This window comes from Paenibacillus aurantius (genome assembly GCF_032268605.1).
Taxonomy (GTDB): domain Bacteria; phylum Bacillota; class Bacilli; order Paenibacillales; family NBRC-103111; genus Paenibacillus_AO; species Paenibacillus_AO aurantius.
The window spans coordinates 4791227-4807734 of sequence record NZ_CP130318.1 but is presented as its reverse complement, the minus strand read 5'-3'; the positions used below and the strand labels follow the sequence as shown (position 1 = coordinate 4807734).

The window sequence follows — 16508 nt, the reverse complement described above, 5'->3', positions numbered from 1 at the left end:
CTATGCCGCCTCCAAGAGACTAAGTGGGCCGTGCTTTCAGGGAGTGCTCCTCCGCTTGCCGCCGGAACTGCATCAAGGTCACGCCCATCCGCTTCTTGAATACATAGTGCAGGTAATTGGGGCTCGAGAAGCCGTGCCGGCCGGCAATCTGCTCGATGGTCCGGGTTCCCTGCTTCAGCTCCGTACAGACCTGGGCCAGCCGGCAGTTCTCCACATATTCACTGAAGGAGACCCCCGCCTGATCGAGGAAGATACGCTGAAGGTGCCGGCCGCTGATGGACAGCCTTGCCGCCACTTCCTCCAGGGTCAGCGAGCGGGAGTAATTGTCCTGGATGTATTGGGCCGCCAGTGTGAACCGGTAATGGTTCATATTCCGGGCGGGCAGCGGGGTCGGCAGGCTGTCGGTCGAATAGGTGCGTGAGGCGCGCAGCAGAATCTGGATGATCGCCTGCTTGATGGACGAGTATTGGCCAAGCTGGTTCTCGGACCAGGACCGGTAAGCGGTCAGAAACCAGCTCATGGCGTTGAACCGGTCCAGCGCCGGAACCGCCGGCATCTCCTCGAGACGCTTGACGCACTGCTCCGCCTCCGCATCTTCCCACGAACCGCCCCATTGGTCTCCTTCCGGCGCTTCCTTCAGATTGACGATGTCGATATGGAGACAGAGCTCGTCCATTCCTTCTTCACCATCGGACGTCTGCTGATGAATGACCTGGGGACCGGTCAGGTAGAACATCCCCTCGCTGACTTCATAATCCCCGTCCTCAAGCGAGAGGATGCCTTTGCCGCGGGGGATAAAATGAAACTCAAATTCGGAATGCTTATGAAACCCGACCACCTTCCCCGGAGAGAAGCTTGTCCAATGACAGCGGAGGACCCGGAACCCGTATCCGCCCCAGCGGAATTTCAGATCGAGCCGGTCCAGGGCGTGCGGATTGACTTTCATGGCTTCAAAGGCGAAGGCCTTCTTAACCGGCTTAGGGGAAGCCGGAAAGAGGCCGCTTGAATCGCCGCTCATTCGGACTCCCCCTTGAGAAAAAGGATTAGATTAAGACGTAAGCTGGCTCAGTCGAACGGCCTGTCCGCGCGCCGCGGAGAGGTTCGAGGCCTCCATCAGCTTCGTCAGGTCGACGGCCAGCTGGATGTTTTCCGTCGCCACAGTGTCGTTCTTGATGTGGTCGACCCATTGGGAGAACGCGGAAGGGCGATTTTCGGACAGCTCGGTGTCCACCTGCCACTCCTTCGCTTTCTCTTCCCCGAGCTTCTTGGTACGCAGGAAAATTTTGCTTTCCGGCGTTCCGTAGAGCAGGCTTCCTTCCGTTCCGTGAATTTCGATGGTGAACGGGGAGAAGGAATTAACGAAGCCGGCTTCCACGACACCGATGGCACCGTTCGAATAATTCAGGACGGATACCGCATTGTCCTCCACTTCCTTGCCGGTCACATAGCCGAAGGTGGCTTGCACGCTCTCCGGAAGCCCGAGGAACAGGCGGGCGAGGTACATCGGATGGCAGCCCAGGTCAATCAGCGCTCCGCCGCCGCACTGCTCCTTGTTGAAGAAATGCCCGGGCAGCCAGCCGGCCGTCGCCCCGTTATGGGACAGGCGGGTTCTAACCAGCGTAAGGTCGCCGAGCAGGCCTTCCTTCAGGATCTTCTGGATGGCCAGCGTATAGCCGTCGTTCAGTCGCGGCAGGGAGACGGTCAGCTTAACGCCTGCTTCCTCCACCGCGCGGATAATTTCATTCACTTCCGCAAGGGTGGGAGCGATTACTTTTTCGGTGAAGATGTGTTTGCCCGCGCGCGCGGCCGCTACCATGACGTCGCGGTGCTGGTTCGTCGGCGTGTCGATGATAACGCCTTCAATCTCTTGGTCGGCAAGAAGCTCGTCCAGGTTGTCATAAAAACGGACATTGCGCTCTTCGGCTTCCTTCTTCCCGCGCTCGGGAATTTCGTCCCACACGGCCACGATTTCGGTGTCGGGGTGCTCGGTTGCCTGCTTCGCATAATCTCTTGCATGGACGTGCCAAAAGCTGATCATCGCTACTTTAATCATCAAGGATTCATCCCTTCGATATGAAATGGGGAAAAGCCGTCACGTACCATCTTAACACTTCGTCTCCTCTTTTGTAATCCAATTTAACGACATGGGAGGTATGAAATGACGACATTCATGCAAGGAAACGAAAGAGCCCGGCCGGTCTACGGAAGGTCTCCCCAAGATTCTCCATAGGAGGGGGCTCCGACCTATTTCATGTTTCTATGGTATAATGGAAGAGATAAATTATAGATTTGGGAGAGATTTCTTTTGATAGAAGATTGGATGGAAGAGAAGAAGGAAAGCGTCCTGCTGGTGGACGGGATGGCTCTTTTGTTCCGGGCCTACTACGCGTCCGCCGTCACCGGCTACATCAAACGGACCAGCGCGGGAGTACCGGTCAACGCGGTTTACGGCTTCGTCCGTTATTTCTGGGACGCGGTCCAAACCTTCGGACCGTCTCACGTCATCTGCTGCTGGGACATGGGAAGCCGGACGTTCCGGACGGAGCAGTTCGTCCACTACAAAGCCAACCGTTCGGAGCCGCCGCTCGAGATGCTTCCCCAGTTCGACCTCGTCAAGGAAGTGGTGAGCTCCTTCGGCGTGCCGAATGTGGGCATTCCCGGCTATGAGGCGGATGATTGCATCGGAACGCTGGCCCGCACCTTCAGCCCGGAACTAGACGTCTATGTGCTGACCGGGGACCACGATCTGCTGCAGCTGGTGGACGAACGGGTGAAGGTCGTCATTCTTAAGAAGGGCCACGGAAACTATGCCGTCTACGACGGTGCCCTGCTCCTGGAAGAGAAGAAGCTTACGCCAAAGCAGATCATCGACTTGAAGGGGCTGATCGGGGATACGAGCGACAATTACCCTGGCGTCAAGGGAATAGGTGAGAAGACGGCGGTTAAGCTGCTCAGCGAGTACGGATCGATCGAAGGCATTCTCGAGAATCTGGACAAGCTTCCGAAGGGCGTACGGGCGAAGATTGAGCAGGATCTCGAGATGCTGCACTTGTGCCGGGACCTCGCCACCATCCGCTGCGACGTTCCGCTTTCCTGTCTCCTGGAGGAATGCGTATGGGTCCCGGACCCGCATCTGGTCCGCAGCAAATTCGAGGAGCTCGAGTTCAAGGGCTTGATGAAGCTGATCGGCTGAGAAAGATTGGCAGCTGATTCAGCGGGGAATGCTAAGGGGAAGTAAGGGAGAGAGGAACCTTAGGAGATGATCCCCATCGGATTTCTATTTATATGCATTTATTTCGTGATTATTTTCATCGTCCTGGAAATCATGGTCACGCTCCTGATTATCACGGGCCTGGACAAAGAGATCGCCCGCTTTCAGGTCGTTTCCATGCTCACAGGGACCGGGTTCACCACGAAGGAATCGGAGCTTATCCTCCGGCACCCGGTTCGCCGCAAAATAGGGGTATTCCTTATTCTGTTCGGCGCCTTCTCTCTCGCCGTTATCATTTCGTCTATGTCCAACATCCTGGCGGAGAGCTTCCGGATTAAGCAGCTGTCCATCACGACCGGCGTTCTTGCGCTTATTCTGCTGGTGGTCAAATATCCCGGCTTCTCCCGAAGGATGTCCGCGAGGTATGAAGATCACCTGCAGAAGGAATTCGAGCTTCATGAGCTTCCCATCCAGGAAGTGCTTTACCTGGAGGAAGGAGATCTCATCACAGCCGTCGAAATTTTTGATGATTCGGAGTACCTCGGGCACAAGGTGTGCGATGTCTTTGAGTCCGAGGAGGACATCAACCTTCTCTTTCTCCACCGGGGAGATATCAAAATCCGCGGAAAGCGCTGGGACTGTGAAGTCCAGGAAGGCGATATCCTTTACCTCTATGGCAGCAAGGAAGCGATCGAAAAGAAGTTCGCCAAGGAGCTCGAAAGGCTTCAGGAAATCACAATCGACGAGAAGAACGCGGCTGCGCTCTAAGCACGGAAAGATCCTGCTGCCCTTTTGATTGAAGGGGGGCGGCTGGGGAAAGAGGACAGCCACATCCATAAACAGCCCGGAGCATCGAGAGATGCCCGGGCTTTTTCTGATGCACCCGCCTTAACCGAGGGTTACTGCCAGCCTTCCTTGGCATCCTTGATTTTGATGCCGGCGTTCGTTTCCTTGATGAGGGCTTCTCCGCCCTTCGCTTTCCATTCATCCACCATCTTATCCCAATCGGTAATCGGGCGCTGCCCGGCGATCATTTTGCTCTGCTCGTCAAGCAGGTACTTCTTCAGCTCGGCTCCTTTGGCGAGCTCCGTGTCGGAGACGACCGCATAATTCGGATTGCTGTAATATTTTATCGTAGAGTAGGTCTTGGAGATGCGGTCCGCGAGCTGAACCAGCTTCGGCAGGCTGTAATTCTTCGTGTAATCCACGTCGGAGTCCTTCTCCGGCCAGGCGGTCGTGTCGGTCAGATAGGTGCCGGGGGCGACGCCCAGCTGGGCGGCGTTGGATTTCAGCACCCCGATCCCATCCTTGATGTCGTACCCTTGGTTAACATTGCCGTTCAGCCAGTCGAAGTCCGGGTTCTTGTCATTCTTCTGGTCGTTCGGGAAGAACTTGCGGCCGTAATCCAGCAGGTCGAGGATCCGCTTCACCTTGGCCGGATCCTTGCCCGCCTCCGCCGAGATGGCCGTCATGCCGAGAAAGCCTCTTCCGGCCGTCATGCCTTGGGACCCGTCGGGCGCCTTGAACGGCTCCAGATGAACGAACTCGGCGTTCGGGTTAATCTGAAGCAGGCCTTCCATGTACAGCTGCGACATTCCCCTCGGGGTGCCGATGAAGATACCGGCCTTGCCGGAATAGAACTCTTTGTTCGTGGCCGTCCAGTCCAGGGAGGCGAAATCCCGGGTCAGGGCGCCTTCCTTATACAGATCGGCGAACCACTGGATCATTTCCTTCCGGGCGTTCGATACGATGCCGGGGATGAAACGTCCCTGGCCATCCTTGTGGTACCAGGCATCGGGGTCCCAGTAACTTCCCATCGGAATGGGATGGTTGATGTCCTTGCCGATGGCGAGTCCGTACGTATCGTTCTTGCCGTTGCGGTCGGGGTCGTTCTTCGTAAACGCAAGCGCCACCTGCTTCAGCTCGTCGTAGCTGGTTGGAACCTTCAGCCCGAGGGCGTCCAGCCAATCCTTTCGGAGGATGACCGTGAAGCCGAATTTCGGATAATAGCCGGGAATGGCATAGAGCTTGCCGTTAACTTTGAACTGGTCGAGCACGTAGGAAGGGATACGCTGGAAGGACGGATACTGCTTGACGTAATCGTCGAGCGGAAAGAAGGCTCCCTGCTTCGCGAATTTGTTGTAACGGTTCGTCAGGTCGCCGGACTGGAACATCACCATATCCGGGATTTTGCCGGAAGCGAGCACCGCGGTCAGCTTCTCGTCGTAAGTGGCCTGGGGAACGATGTTGACCGAATAGTCCACGTTGAACTTCTCGTTGATCATCTTGAGCCCGCGTCCGTCGGGTGGCGGAACGTCTCCGTAGATATACTTCATCGCCGAGATGCTGACCTTCTTGTTGGCGTCCGCCGTCTTATCTCCTCCTGCCGACGGAGCGGCGGAAGGCGAGCCTTCCTTGGTACTCGAGCATCCGACCGCGCTTCCCGCCAGCACGCCGGTCAACAGAATGTTCACCATTAGCTTTTTCTTCATGGGATCCCCTCTTTTCTTAGAAATGGACTTCTGCTTTCCCCTGCCATCAGCGAATAACCGGTTATCCTTTGACCGAGCCGACCATCACCCCTTTCACAAAATGCTTTTGCAGAAAAGGATAGACAAGAAGAATCGGCAGCGTGGCCAGGAGAATAGCGGCCATCTGAACCGTTTCCGGAGGAGGCGGATTCTCGAGCATCGCCATGACGTCGGAGGAACCGAACGCTTTGGAATCGTTCTGGACGACGATCTGACGCAGGATGACCTGGATCGGCCACATGCGCGGATCGTTCAGATAGAGAATGCCGGCAAAATAAGTATTCCAATGACCGACGGCATAGAAGAGGGCAAAGGCGGCGAGCACCGGCTTCGAGAGCGGCAGAATGAGCTTCCAGAAAATGACCAGGTCGTTAGCTCCGTCGACAATGGCCGCTTCGTACAGCTCTCCAGGGATATTCATGAAGAACTGCCGGACGATGATCAGGTTAAACGGGGCGATGGCAACGGGCAGGATTAGCGCCCAGATGGAATCGATCAGGCCCGTAGCTTGAACGATCAGGTAGGTCGGGACCATACCGGCGGAGAACAGCAGCGTGAACAGCACCGCAAACAGCAGGATCCGGGTTCCGTAGATCCGGCGGGAGAGCGAGAAGGCGAAGGTCGTCGTGAAGAAGAGATTGACGAGTGTGCCGGCCACCGTCAAATAAACGGTCATTCCCATGGACCGGAGAAAGGTCGGGGAACCGAGAATATACAGGTAGGCGTCGGCAACCCATTTCTTCGGCCAGAGCAGAAGTTCGCTGTGGAGAAATTCGTCGAGTGTCGTGAACGAGACCGCAAAGATATACAGGAAAGGAAAGAGCATCGAGGCCGCCAGCAGCGCGAGCAGAATGGCATTCGTCCAATCGAACCACCGGTCGGACGCCGTTTTATATTTCATGGGAGGTTCCTCCTTTGAACTCAATAAATGCCTTCTTCTCCGAAGCGCTTCGCGAGCCGGTTTGCCCCTAGGACGAGGACCAGGCCGATCAGCCCTTTAAAAAGCCCCACCGCCGTCGCAAAGCTGAAGTCCGACTGTTCGATGCCCATGTAGTAGACGTAGGTATCCAGGACGTTCGAGATTTCCTTGTTGAAGGAGTTCTGCATGAGGAAAATATGCTCGAAGCCGCTGTCCAGCACGTTCCCGAGGCGCAGAATGAGCAGGATGACGATGGTGCTGCGGATGCCCGGCAGGCTGACGTGCCAGATTTGTCGCCAGCGTCCGGCCCCATCAACAATCGAGGCTTCATACAGGTCCGGATTGATCCCGGCCAGGGCGGCAAGAAAGAGGATGGTTCCCCAGCCGACTTCCTTCCAGAGCACCTGAAGAATGATGAGCGGACGGAAGAAGGAGAGGTTAGTTAGAAAATCCACCGGCTGCCAGCCGAGCACGACCTCCAGGAAGTGGTTGATGAGTCCTTCTCCGCGCAGGAAGATGATGAAAATGCCGACCACAATGACCCACGACAGAAAGTGGGGGAGATAAACGACCGTTTGAATGAGCCGCTTGTACAGCTCGCTGCGGACTTCGTTGAGCATCAGGGCAAGCACGATGGGAGCGGGAAAGGCAAAGACGATTTGCAGGAAGGAAAGGTAAAGCGTGTTCCATAACACTTGAATGACTTCGGGAGCGGAGAGAATAGTCCGGAAATGCTTCCAGCCCACCCAGGGGCTGTCGCTGAAGCCCAGGAAGGGACTGTAATCCTGGAAGGCGATAACGGTGCCCAGCATGGGAATATACCGGTACACGAGGAAATAAAGAATACCGGGGATGGCCAGGAGGTACAGATACTTATCCCGGCTCAGCTTCATGGCGATTCGGCTGCTAACCTTGGCGGGGGCCCGAGAGACATTCGGATCGGCAGCGGTTTGGTTCATGCACATGCCTCCGTTTCTTAAAAGGGGGTTAAGTTAGTTTCATTATACATACAGGTCGTAGACATGTACATAATCGTATGTGCTTTTGAAAGCGTTGTCAATCCTTCTCTGTGATTTTTACCAAAGGGAGGGGAAGAGGGAAATGGTCTTTTTTGGCGGCATTTCAAGGAAAATATTATTTTTAGTGTGAATTCTCCCGTGAAAAATGATAGAATTTAATACATTGAGGCCCTAAAGCGTTCTGTAATTTGAACTTGTCTATATCTGGGAGGAGTAAGTGCAATGGCAAATGCAAAGAAGAGAAGCGACATGATCACGAAGGGCTTTGACCGAGCCCCTCACCGCAGTCTGCTGCGCGCGGCAGGCGTTAAGGAAGAAGATTTCGGCAAACCGTTCATCGCGGTCTGCAATTCTTATATCGATATCGTTCCGGGTCACGTGCACCTTCAGGAATTCGGTAAAATCGTCAAGGAAGCCATCCGCGAGGCGGGCGGCGTTCCGTTTGAGTTCAACACCATCGGCGTCGACGACGGAATCGCCATGGGACACATCGGCATGCGCTACTCATTGCCGAGCCGCGAAATCATCGCCGACTCGCTCGAGACGGTTGTTAATGCCCACTGGTTCGACGGCATGGTCTGCATCCCGAACTGCGACAAGATCACCCCGGGCATGATGATGGGCGCCCTGCGCGTCAACATCCCGACCATGTTCGTAAGCGGCGGGCCGATGAAAGCGGGCAAGGATAAGAACGGCCGCTCCATCTCCCTGACCTCCGTCTTCGAAGGCGTAGGCGCCTACCAAGCCGGCAAAATCGACGAGAAGAGCCTCGAGGAGCTGGAGCAGTACGGCTGCCCGACCTGCGGCTCGTGCTCCGGTATGTTCACCGCCAACTCGATGAACTGCCTCGCCGAGGTGCTCGGTCTGGCGATGCCGGGCAACGGAACGATTCTCGCGATCTGGGAAGAACGCAAGGAGTTCGTCCGCCAGTCCGCGAAGCAGCTGATGGAGCTGATCAAGGCCGACATCAAGCCGCGCGACATCGTGACGGCCGAAACGATCGACAACGCCTTCGCCCTCGACATGGCCATGGGCGGTTCGACGAATACCGTGCTTCACACGCTGGCTCTCGCCCATGAAGCGGAGATCGACTACCCGATCGAGCGCATCAACGAAGTGGCGAAGCGGGTGCCGTACCTAACGAAGCTCGCTCCGGCCTCCGACCACCATATCGAGGACCTTCATCATGCCGGCGGCGTCAGCGCCGTTATTAACGAGCTCTTCAAGAAAGAAGGAGCCCTTCACGGCGACCTGATCACGGTGACCGGCAAGACGCTCCGCGAGAACGTGGCGGGCCGCGAGATTCTTGACACGAACGTCATCCGTCCAATCGACAACCCGCACACCCCGGAGGGCGGCCTGTCCGTTCTGTTCGGCAACCTGGCGCCTAACGGAAGCATCATCAAGGTCGGCGCGGTCGACAAGGCCGTCGGCGACTTCTTCTCCGGTGAGGCGATCTGCTTTGATTCGCAGGAAGAGGCTCTGTCCGGCATCGCGAACGGCAAGGTCAAGGAAGGCCACGTGGTGGTTATCCGCTACGAAGGCCCGAAGGGCGGACCGGGGATGCCGGAAATGCTCGCCCCGACTTCGCAGATCGTGGGAATGGGCCTCGGCACGAAGGTCGGCCTGATCACCGACGGCCGTTTCTCGGGAGCTTCCCGCGGAATCAGCATCGGCCATATCTCGCCGGAAGCGGCGGAGGGCGGACCGATCGCCTTCGTTCAGAACGGCGACATCATCGAGCTGGATCTGAAGAACCGCACGATCGAGCTGAAGATCAGCGACGAGGAGATGGCGAAGCGCCGCTCTGAGTGGAAAGGCTTCGAGCCGAAGATCAAGACCGGCTACCTGGCCCGCTATTCCAAGCTGGTGACCTCGGCTAGCACCGGCGGGGTTATGAAAATCTAACACGGCATGCCAAAAACCGCTTGTTCCCGAGCCTAAGCTTGGGAGCAAGCGGTTTTTGTGTTGGCGGAAGCATGGGGGCAATCGGCTGGTGCCATGCCGGTCTGCCGCTGACGCGGGGCCTGCTACGGCCGGAACACGTTCCGCAGCCCAGCTTCCCGGGCGGAACACGGCCCGGTTACACGCCGGCTTCTCGGGCCGGCAGCGGAAGCCATTCCAGCACGCGTTGAATTTTGCGGTCCCAGTAGCCCCATTCGTGGCTTCCGGGCTCTTCCTCGTACGTAACGGGCAGCTGAAGCTCCTTCAAGTGATCCCGGAGGCGAAGATTTTCCCGGTACAGGAAATCCTCGGTTCCGCAGCATTGGAAGAGCTGCGGGGAAGCCTGGGAGGACCCGGGCAACCCCGACGCCAGGGCAAACAGGTCGTGGCGGCTGCCTTCGACCGGCTCCGAGCCGAAGATCGCCTCGAAGTCTTGCGGGAACCGGGTCTTGCCTCCCGCCACATCGGCGACGCCGGACAGGCTGGCCGCGGCGGCGAACCGGTTCGGGCAGCTCAGCCCGAGCTTGAACGCGCCGTACCCGCCCATGGACAAGCCGGCGACGTAGTTGTCCTCGCGGCGGTCAGACAGCGGAAAGAACGAGCGGGCGAGCGCCGGAAGCTCCTCGCTGACGAACGTCCAGTATTTGCCGCCGTAGGCCATGTCCGTATAGAAGCTGCGGTGAACGGCCGGCATGACCACGGCCAGTCCGAGCGGCGCCACGTAGCGTTCGATGGAGGTGCGCCGCAGCCAGATCGTATGGTCGTCGGACAGCCCGTGAAGCAGATACAGCGTCGGATGCTTGCTTCCGCCGGATAAGGTGTCCATGCCGATCTGCGCCCGGGTGGTCTGGGGCAGGATAACGGTCATGGAAGTGGTAAGGCCAAGGGCCTCAGAGAAAAAATTGCAAGAGAACAATGCCAAAGAAAAACGCCTCCTGGAATCGGCCTGCGTTGACAGGCGCTTAGAGTGACCAGCTGTGGCCTTGCCCCAGTTTCCATTCCATGGAGAAACAGGGGCAGGCTTCCGTTCCCAGTATAGCATAACGCAGGCGGGCTCTTCGCTTCCGATGGCCGGCACTATGCCAGCACAAAAAAAGAGGCCGGGGGTAATCCCCCGCCCGTCTGGTGCTTCTCCGGTACGCTTACGTCAAATCGGCTTCATTCGGTTCATGATCCGGCGGATAAGCCCGGTTGATTCCGTCGTGCAGCTCGCGGTTCTCATACGAGAACCGGTTCTGCGGGCGCTGATCGACCCTCCACGGGGTGCTTTTGCCCAAGGATTCGACCGGCAGGCTGGACCCGTAAGGTCCTTCCGGAAACTCCTCGGGAATGAGATCGTTACGCTGGGACTCTACCGTGGCCACATCCGTGTACTTTCGACGCTTCTCCCTGATAAACCCAAACATGGCTCCGACCTCCTTGAGCGTTATCCCGGTCCGGGCCATCCAAGGCAAGCTCCGGCCGCGGCCGGGGCGGTTTTACCGTGAATCCGACACGGCAGCCGCTTCCCTAGCGTGTCCCGACAAGGGCTGAGCCATGCGCCGCGGAAGCCTTTTTGCCTAAATGTCCGTAAAGTTCACGCTGCCGATAATGTTGACGAGAAAAGAGCCAAGCTCTTCGGCTTCCTCTTCCGTGATCTTGTAAACATGCTCGAGGTATCCCTCGGCCTCCAGATCGTCCGGTCCGAGAATGGCGGTTTTGCCCCCTTGCAGATCGGTCACCAGCTTCTTGCCGTAAAACCGGTTGGAGGAAGTGATGGCGAGGTCAAAGCGCCTCATCGATTCCCCCACGAAACAAACGAAGCGGGTCGTCGTGTCCTCCGTCATATCGTATAAATAATCAAATTCCTGTGCAGACATTCGGTTCTTCCTTTCCCTCAAGGCATCGCGCCTCTTTCCTGCTAGTGTAACAAATCTCCCGGACCCTGTAAAAAAAGATGTTGCCCGTTCTCGGACGGGCATGGTAAACTATGGGTAATTTCAGGAAAAGACGGGGAAGCACCTCTCTTGCTGCGGCAGGAGAGGTGCTTTTTGCTTTTCCCGAAAGGCGAGTCCATTCAGAAGAAGGAGTGAGTTAATGAATTTGATTTTCTTGAACAGCCTGGAATGGAAGACCGGGGACAACCGGGTGCGCACCGCCCAAGTCATGATTTCCGAGGAGAAGGGAACATGGCGGGTAGCGTGGAACGATCCCGGAGAGGAAGGAAAGCCGCAGGTGCAGTCGTGGTACGAAGGGATGGACTGGAACGAAATGCTGGAGATATTCCGTCTGAACATCAAGGAGAAGCTCCGTGAAGGCTACGTTCCTTTAATCGAAGGGTTTACGGAGAAGGCCCGGCCGCTGGTGTCCCCAGGAGGGGCTACCCAGCTTCTGCATTATTACAGCGAAACGTCCGCCCACGCGGAGACGCTGAGCCGGCTGAAGCAGTGGAGAAGGGAGCAGGCCGCCCAAGAAGGGCGATCGGCCTTTATCCTGGCGTCCAACCGGATTTTGCAGATGATCAGCGCGTACCTGCCGCATACGCTGGAGGAGCTGGCCGAAATTCCGGGAATGGGCGAGAACCGCATTCGGGCTTACGGCGATAGTATTCTGGCCATCACCCGGGAGACGGAAAGGGAAACGCCATTCCCGTTGGAATGGGTGAAGGAAGCGGTCGACCGCGACGAATTCGAGCTCTGGCTTGTCCAGCAGCACCTGGCGAAGGAGCAGTCGGAGCAGGAGAAGCAGCTGGTCAAGCGCCGCGTGCTGGAAGCCATCCCGCAAACGGGCAGCCTTGAAGCGCTTCAGCAGCTTCTGTCCATTAACCGCAGGGAACTGGTCCTGACGCTGGAGGAGCTGGACCGGGAGGGCTATGACATGAATGCCCTCATTGACGCCGAGCTGAGCGGGGTAAACGCCGAGGAGCGCGAGGAGGTGGAGCGCTTGTTCAGGGAGCTCGGGGACCGCTACCTGAAGCCGGTCGTGAACAAGCTCTACAGCGAGGAGGAACTGAAGGAGAAGGACCTGAACCGAGTCTATGAGTGGCTTCGTCTCTACCGTCTGAAGTTCCGCCGGCAGGCGGGATAACTTTTTCGGATTTTGCCCCCTTTTAACGTGTATTAGAGACAACCGGTACCGAGCAGGTGCCGGTTTTTTTCTGTTTTTAAGCGGCAACGAAAGGGAAATGTCATCCGCTGCACAATCGGCTACAGCTGCACCATAGGTCTGATCAAGCAAGGGGGAGCCGAATCATGAATATCCCCTTTACCCCGCTCTGGCCCGGTTCTACTATAAAGAAGCGCAAAAGCAAATGATCAGGAATCCTGCGAACCTTACGAAAGACCGGCTGCCGATTCTTGAAGAAAGGAGCATAAAGGATGCAGACCTCTCTGGCTCTCGCCATGAGGCGAATCAGCAAAGGCTGGCAGTTGTACGTCTTGATCCTGCTGCCGCTTGTTTATCTCATTGTGTTTCGTTATGTCCCCATGTACGGAGCCCAGATCGCCTTCAAGAAATTTGTCCTGACCAAGGGAATATGGGAAAGCGACTGGGTCGGCCTTCGGCATTTCAAGCGCTTCTGGAATACACCCGGCTTCTGGAGCATTCTTCGGAATACCCTGTGGCTCAGCCTGTACCAGCTTATCGTTTCCTTTCCCTGTCCGATTCTCCTCGCCTTGGGGCTGAATTACGTCAGAGGGAGGACCTTCAAGAGGACCGTGCAGATGGTCACCTACGCCCCTCATTTTATATCCGTGGTGGTGGTGGCCGGGATCACCATGCAGATGCTGGCCCCCCGGACGGGGGCGGTGAATAACGTGCTGGCCCTTCTCGGGTTTGAACGCATTAATTTCATGGGAGAGCCCGGCTATTTCATGTCCATCTTTGTCTGGTCGGACGTTTGGCAAAATATCGGCTTCGGCTGCATCGTTTATTTGGCAGCGCTTGCAGGAATCGATCCGACCCTTCACGAAGCCGCTATGATCGACGGCGCCTCCAAAAGGCAGCGGATGCTGAATATCGACCTTCCGGGCATTATGCCGGTGGCCATGATCATCCTCATTCTGAACATGGGCCATATCCTCGACCTCGGCTTCGAGAAAGCGCTGCTGCTGCAGAACCCGCTCAATATCGGGACCTCCGAGATCATCGACACCTATGTTTACAAAATCGGGCTGCAGTCCCAGGTGCCGAACTTTGATTACGCGGCCGCTATCGGCTTGTTCAAAAACGGAATCGCCTTCGTGCTGCTGCTAACGGCCAACAAGCTGGCCAAAACCTTTACCCGATCCAGTCTTTGGTAAACCAACGACGAAAGAAAGGAGGAATCCGCCGTGGAAACTTCGCTGCTTTCCCGGTCGAAGGGAGACCGCGTGTTCGACGCGGTCAACTATACATTCCTGACGCTGGTTCTGCTCGCTTCCCTTTATCCTCTGGTCAACATCATAAGCTCGTCGTTCAGCTCCAGCGATGCGGTGATTGCCGGGCGGGTGTGGCTGCTGCCGGTCGATCCTACGCTGGAAGGTTATGCTGCCGTTTTCAAGAATAAGGAGATCTGGCGGGGCTTCTCCAACTCCTTGTTCTATATGATCGTCGGCACGGTTATCAATGTCATCATCACGCTGATGGCCGCTTACCCTTTGTCGCGGCCCGACTTCTACGGCCGGAATCCGCTTATGTTTCTGTTCGTGTTCACCATGATGTTCAGCGGGGGGCTTATCCCGACTTATCTGGTGGTCCGGGACTTGGGGCTGCTCGATTCCCGATGGGCGATGATTCTGCCCGGGGCGCTCAGCATCTGGAACATGATCATCACCCGCACCTACTTCCAGACGACGATTCCCCAAGAGCTGCTGGAAGCGGCCCAGATGGACGGAAGCGACGATTTCACCTTCGTGCGGAAAGTGGTCCTGCCCGTTTCCGGTCCCATTATCGCGGTCATCTCGCTCTTCTACGCCGTCGGCCACTGGAACTCTTTCTTCAACGCGCTCCTGTATTTGAAGAGCGAGGACTTGTTTCCGCTGCAGCTCGTGCTGCGCAAAATCCTGATTCAGAATGAGATCAGCGGGGAGATGATCGACGCCGAGCAGGCGGCCGCCCTGGTGGGGCTCCGGGACTTGCTGAAATACTCCCTGATCGTGGTGGCCATTACCCCGATGCTCGTGGTGTATCCTTTTGTTCAGAAGTACTTTGTCAAAGGCATGATGATCGGTTCCTTGAAAGGCTAAGCTTAAACATTCAGGAGGGGTACGATGAGAAAGGCATTAACGATCCAACTGACCGCTGTCCTCGCGGCAGCGGCCGTCCTTAACGGATGCTCCAAGGAGTCCGCGGATACGCCGGCGGCCAAACCCAAAGGTACGGAAGTCAGCGCAGCCGGCCAGTTGCCGATCACCAAGGAGAAGACCACCTTGCGCATCATGGTGGCGGCCAAGAACGGCGTCGAGGATTACAAGACGAACGAGTTCACCAAATGGCTCGAGGAGAAAACGAACGTTCATATCGAATGGGAGATCGTTCAGCCCAAGGAAGCGGCGGAGAAGCTCAATCTATCTCTCGCCAGCGGCACCTATCCCGATGTCTACATGGGTTTCGCGATTTCTCCGACGAAGCAGATGGTATACGGCAGCCAGGGGGTCTTTCTTCCCTTGAACGGGATGATTGATCAATACGGCAGCGGGGCCAAGTGGATGTTCGATAACGTGGAAGGCGTCAAAGCGAACATTACTGCGCCGGACGGGAAAATTTACGGCCTTCCCCAGGTCGACCTCAATCCGCATTCCCTGCTTCCGCAAAGAATGTGGATCTACCAGCCTTGGCTCGATAAGCTGGGGCTGAAGATGCCGACGACGACCGATGAGTTCTACCAGGTGCTGAAGGCCTTCAAAACCCAGGATCCGAACGGCAACGGCAAGCCTGACGAAATCCCGCTCGCCGGGGCGATTACGGGCTGGCATATGTCCATCGATAACTTCCTGATGAACTCCTTTATCTTGAATGATAAAGAGTCGGGCATCGATCATCTTATGCTGAAGGACGGCAAGATCGACGTGGCCTTCAACAAGCCGGAATGGAAGGAAGGCCTGAAGTATCTGAACAAGCTGTACAGCGAAGGGCTGATCGCCCCGGAAACCTTCACCCAGGACGTCAACCAGATGAAGCAGATGGGGGAGAATCCGGAGGTTCCGATTCTCGGAGCGGCGGCGGGCGGCGTCCCGACCGATTTTACGAACATTGCCGGCAAGCGTTGGAACCAGTATGTCGCCGTGCCTCCGCTGAAAGGGCCGAACGGTCTGCAGATTACGCCTTACAAGCCGTATAACCTGGGGCAGGGGCAGTATGTCGTCACGAGCGCGGCCAAGGATCCCGAGGTGGCATTCCGGCTGGGGGATTACCTGCTGACCGAGGAGGCGACCCTGCGCAACGTCAACGGCCGCCAGGATGTGGAGTGGCGTTTTGCTAAGGATGACGAGAAAGGTGTCGACGGCAACAAAGGCATCTGGGCCAAAATCGTCGTTCCTCCGGTCCCGCAGAACGTTCACTGGGGCCAGACGGGACCGTCCATCCAAACGGCCAAGCTCCGCGGAGGCCTGGTGGTTAAGCCCGGCGAGCTGGCGGACATTCTCTTCAAGGAAACCAAAACCAAATACGACCCTTACAAGCAGCCGCTTGACACGGTGATCCCGCCGTTATTCTTCTCGGAAGCGCAGGCAAGCGAGCTGGCCGACCTGCAGAAATCAATCTATGACTATGTCAAACAGTCCGTTGCCACCTTCACCATTAAGAACGGGGCCCTTAACACCGAGTGGGACGCCTACTTGAAGCAGCTCGACAACCTGAACCTCAAGCGCTTTATCCAGCTGAACCAGGAAGCGTACGATGCCAAGTACAAGAAGAAGTAAGAAGAA

At 56.8% G+C, this 16508-nt stretch carries 15 protein-coding genes; 7 read left to right on the top strand and 8 right to left on the bottom strand.

Annotated features, from left to right (window positions below):
* Positions 1 to 19: 19 nt before the first annotated feature.
* Together MJA45_RS21750 and MJA45_RS21745 are read right to left on the bottom strand one after the other, a co-directional pair.
* Positions 20 to 1018 carry a helix-turn-helix domain-containing protein gene (locus MJA45_RS21750; RefSeq protein WP_315603995.1) on the bottom strand — a complete coding sequence of 333 codons (999 nt, stop codon included), beginning with the start codon at positions 1016 to 1018 and terminating at the stop codon, positions 20 to 22.
* A gap of 30 nt (positions 1019 to 1048) precedes the next feature.
* Complete coding sequence (locus MJA45_RS21745; protein WP_315603994.1) at positions 1049 to 2053, bottom strand: Gfo/Idh/MocA family protein; 1005 nt, start codon at positions 2051 to 2053, stop codon at positions 1049 to 1051.
* A 267-nt stretch (positions 2054 to 2320) separates the two neighbouring features.
* On the opposite strand from MJA45_RS21745, the gene MJA45_RS21740 reads away from it, so the two are divergent.
* Both MJA45_RS21740 and MJA45_RS21735 read left to right on the top strand, forming a co-directional pair.
* Positions 2321 to 3193, top strand: coding sequence for a 5'-3' exonuclease (locus MJA45_RS21740; RefSeq protein WP_315608078.1), 873 nt, complete (start codon positions 2321 to 2323; stop codon positions 3191 to 3193).
* 105 nt (positions 3194 to 3298) lie between these two features.
* Positions 3299 to 3979 (top strand): hypothetical protein, encoded by a 681-nt coding sequence (locus MJA45_RS21735; RefSeq protein WP_315603993.1) that lies wholly within the window; start codon positions 3299 to 3301, stop codon positions 3977 to 3979.
* A 131-nt stretch (positions 3980 to 4110) separates the two neighbouring features.
* On the opposite strand, the gene MJA45_RS21730 is transcribed toward MJA45_RS21735, so the two are convergent.
* The 3 genes from MJA45_RS21730 to MJA45_RS21720 all read right to left on the bottom strand — a co-directional run bounded on the left by MJA45_RS21730 (position 4111) and on the right by MJA45_RS21720 (position 7620).
* Positions 4111 to 5703 (bottom strand): extracellular solute-binding protein, encoded by a 1593-nt coding sequence (locus MJA45_RS21730; protein WP_315603992.1) that lies wholly within the window; start codon positions 5701 to 5703, stop codon positions 4111 to 4113.
* Between the two features lie 61 nt (positions 5704 to 5764).
* On the bottom strand, positions 5765 to 6643 hold the full coding sequence (locus tag MJA45_RS21725) for a carbohydrate ABC transporter permease (protein WP_315603991.1): 879 nt from the start codon (positions 6641 to 6643) through the stop codon (positions 5765 to 5767).
* A gap of 20 nt (positions 6644 to 6663) precedes the next feature.
* Complete coding sequence (locus MJA45_RS21720) at positions 6664 to 7620, bottom strand: ABC transporter permease (RefSeq protein WP_315603990.1); 957 nt, start codon at positions 7618 to 7620, stop codon at positions 6664 to 6666.
* A 282-nt stretch (positions 7621 to 7902) separates the two neighbouring features.
* Here MJA45_RS21720 and ilvD point away from each other — a divergent pair, with 282 nt between their 5' ends.
* Positions 7903 to 9588 (top strand): dihydroxy-acid dehydratase, encoded by a 1686-nt coding sequence (gene ilvD, locus MJA45_RS21715; RefSeq protein WP_315603989.1) that lies wholly within the window; start codon positions 7903 to 7905, stop codon positions 9586 to 9588.
* A gap of 175 nt (positions 9589 to 9763) precedes the next feature.
* Here ilvD and MJA45_RS21710 read toward each other — a convergent pair whose 3' ends face one another.
* The 3 genes from MJA45_RS21710 to MJA45_RS21700 all read right to left on the bottom strand — a co-directional run bounded on the left by MJA45_RS21710 (position 9764) and on the right by MJA45_RS21700 (position 11483).
* On the bottom strand, positions 9764 to 10546 hold the full coding sequence (locus tag MJA45_RS21710) for an alpha/beta hydrolase (RefSeq protein ID WP_315603988.1): 783 nt from the start codon (positions 10544 to 10546) through the stop codon (positions 9764 to 9766).
* 220 nt (positions 10547 to 10766) lie between these two features.
* Positions 10767 to 11030 (bottom strand): hypothetical protein, encoded by a 264-nt coding sequence (locus tag MJA45_RS21705; RefSeq protein ID WP_315603987.1) that lies wholly within the window; start codon positions 11028 to 11030, stop codon positions 10767 to 10769.
* A 153-nt stretch (positions 11031 to 11183) separates the two neighbouring features.
* Positions 11184 to 11483, bottom strand: a complete 300-nt coding sequence (locus tag MJA45_RS21700) for a DUF3055 domain-containing protein (protein WP_315603986.1) — start codon at positions 11481 to 11483, stop codon at positions 11184 to 11186.
* Positions 11484 to 11700: 217 nt separating this feature from the next.
* Between MJA45_RS21700 and MJA45_RS21695 the strand changes: the two genes are divergently transcribed.
* The 4 genes from MJA45_RS21695 (at position 11701) to MJA45_RS21680 (ending at position 16502) form a co-directional block, all read left to right on the top strand.
* The gene (locus tag MJA45_RS21695) at positions 11701 to 12690 is read left to right on the top strand and encodes an HRDC domain-containing protein (RefSeq protein WP_315603985.1); all 990 of its coding nucleotides are present in this window, start codon (positions 11701 to 11703) and stop codon (positions 12688 to 12690) included.
* Between the two features lie 290 nt (positions 12691 to 12980).
* Positions 12981 to 13904, top strand: a complete 924-nt coding sequence (locus MJA45_RS21690; RefSeq protein ID WP_315603984.1) for an ABC transporter permease — start codon at positions 12981 to 12983, stop codon at positions 13902 to 13904.
* A 30-nt stretch (positions 13905 to 13934) separates the two neighbouring features.
* Entirely contained in the window at positions 13935 to 14828 is an 894-nt protein-coding gene (locus tag MJA45_RS21685) for a carbohydrate ABC transporter permease (protein ID WP_315603983.1), read from the top strand.
* Positions 14829 to 14852: 24 nt separating this feature from the next.
* On the top strand, positions 14853 to 16502 hold the full coding sequence (locus MJA45_RS21680; protein ID WP_315603982.1) for an ABC transporter substrate-binding protein: 1650 nt from the start codon (positions 14853 to 14855) through the stop codon (positions 16500 to 16502).
* The last annotated feature ends 6 nt before the right edge of the window (positions 16503 to 16508 follow it).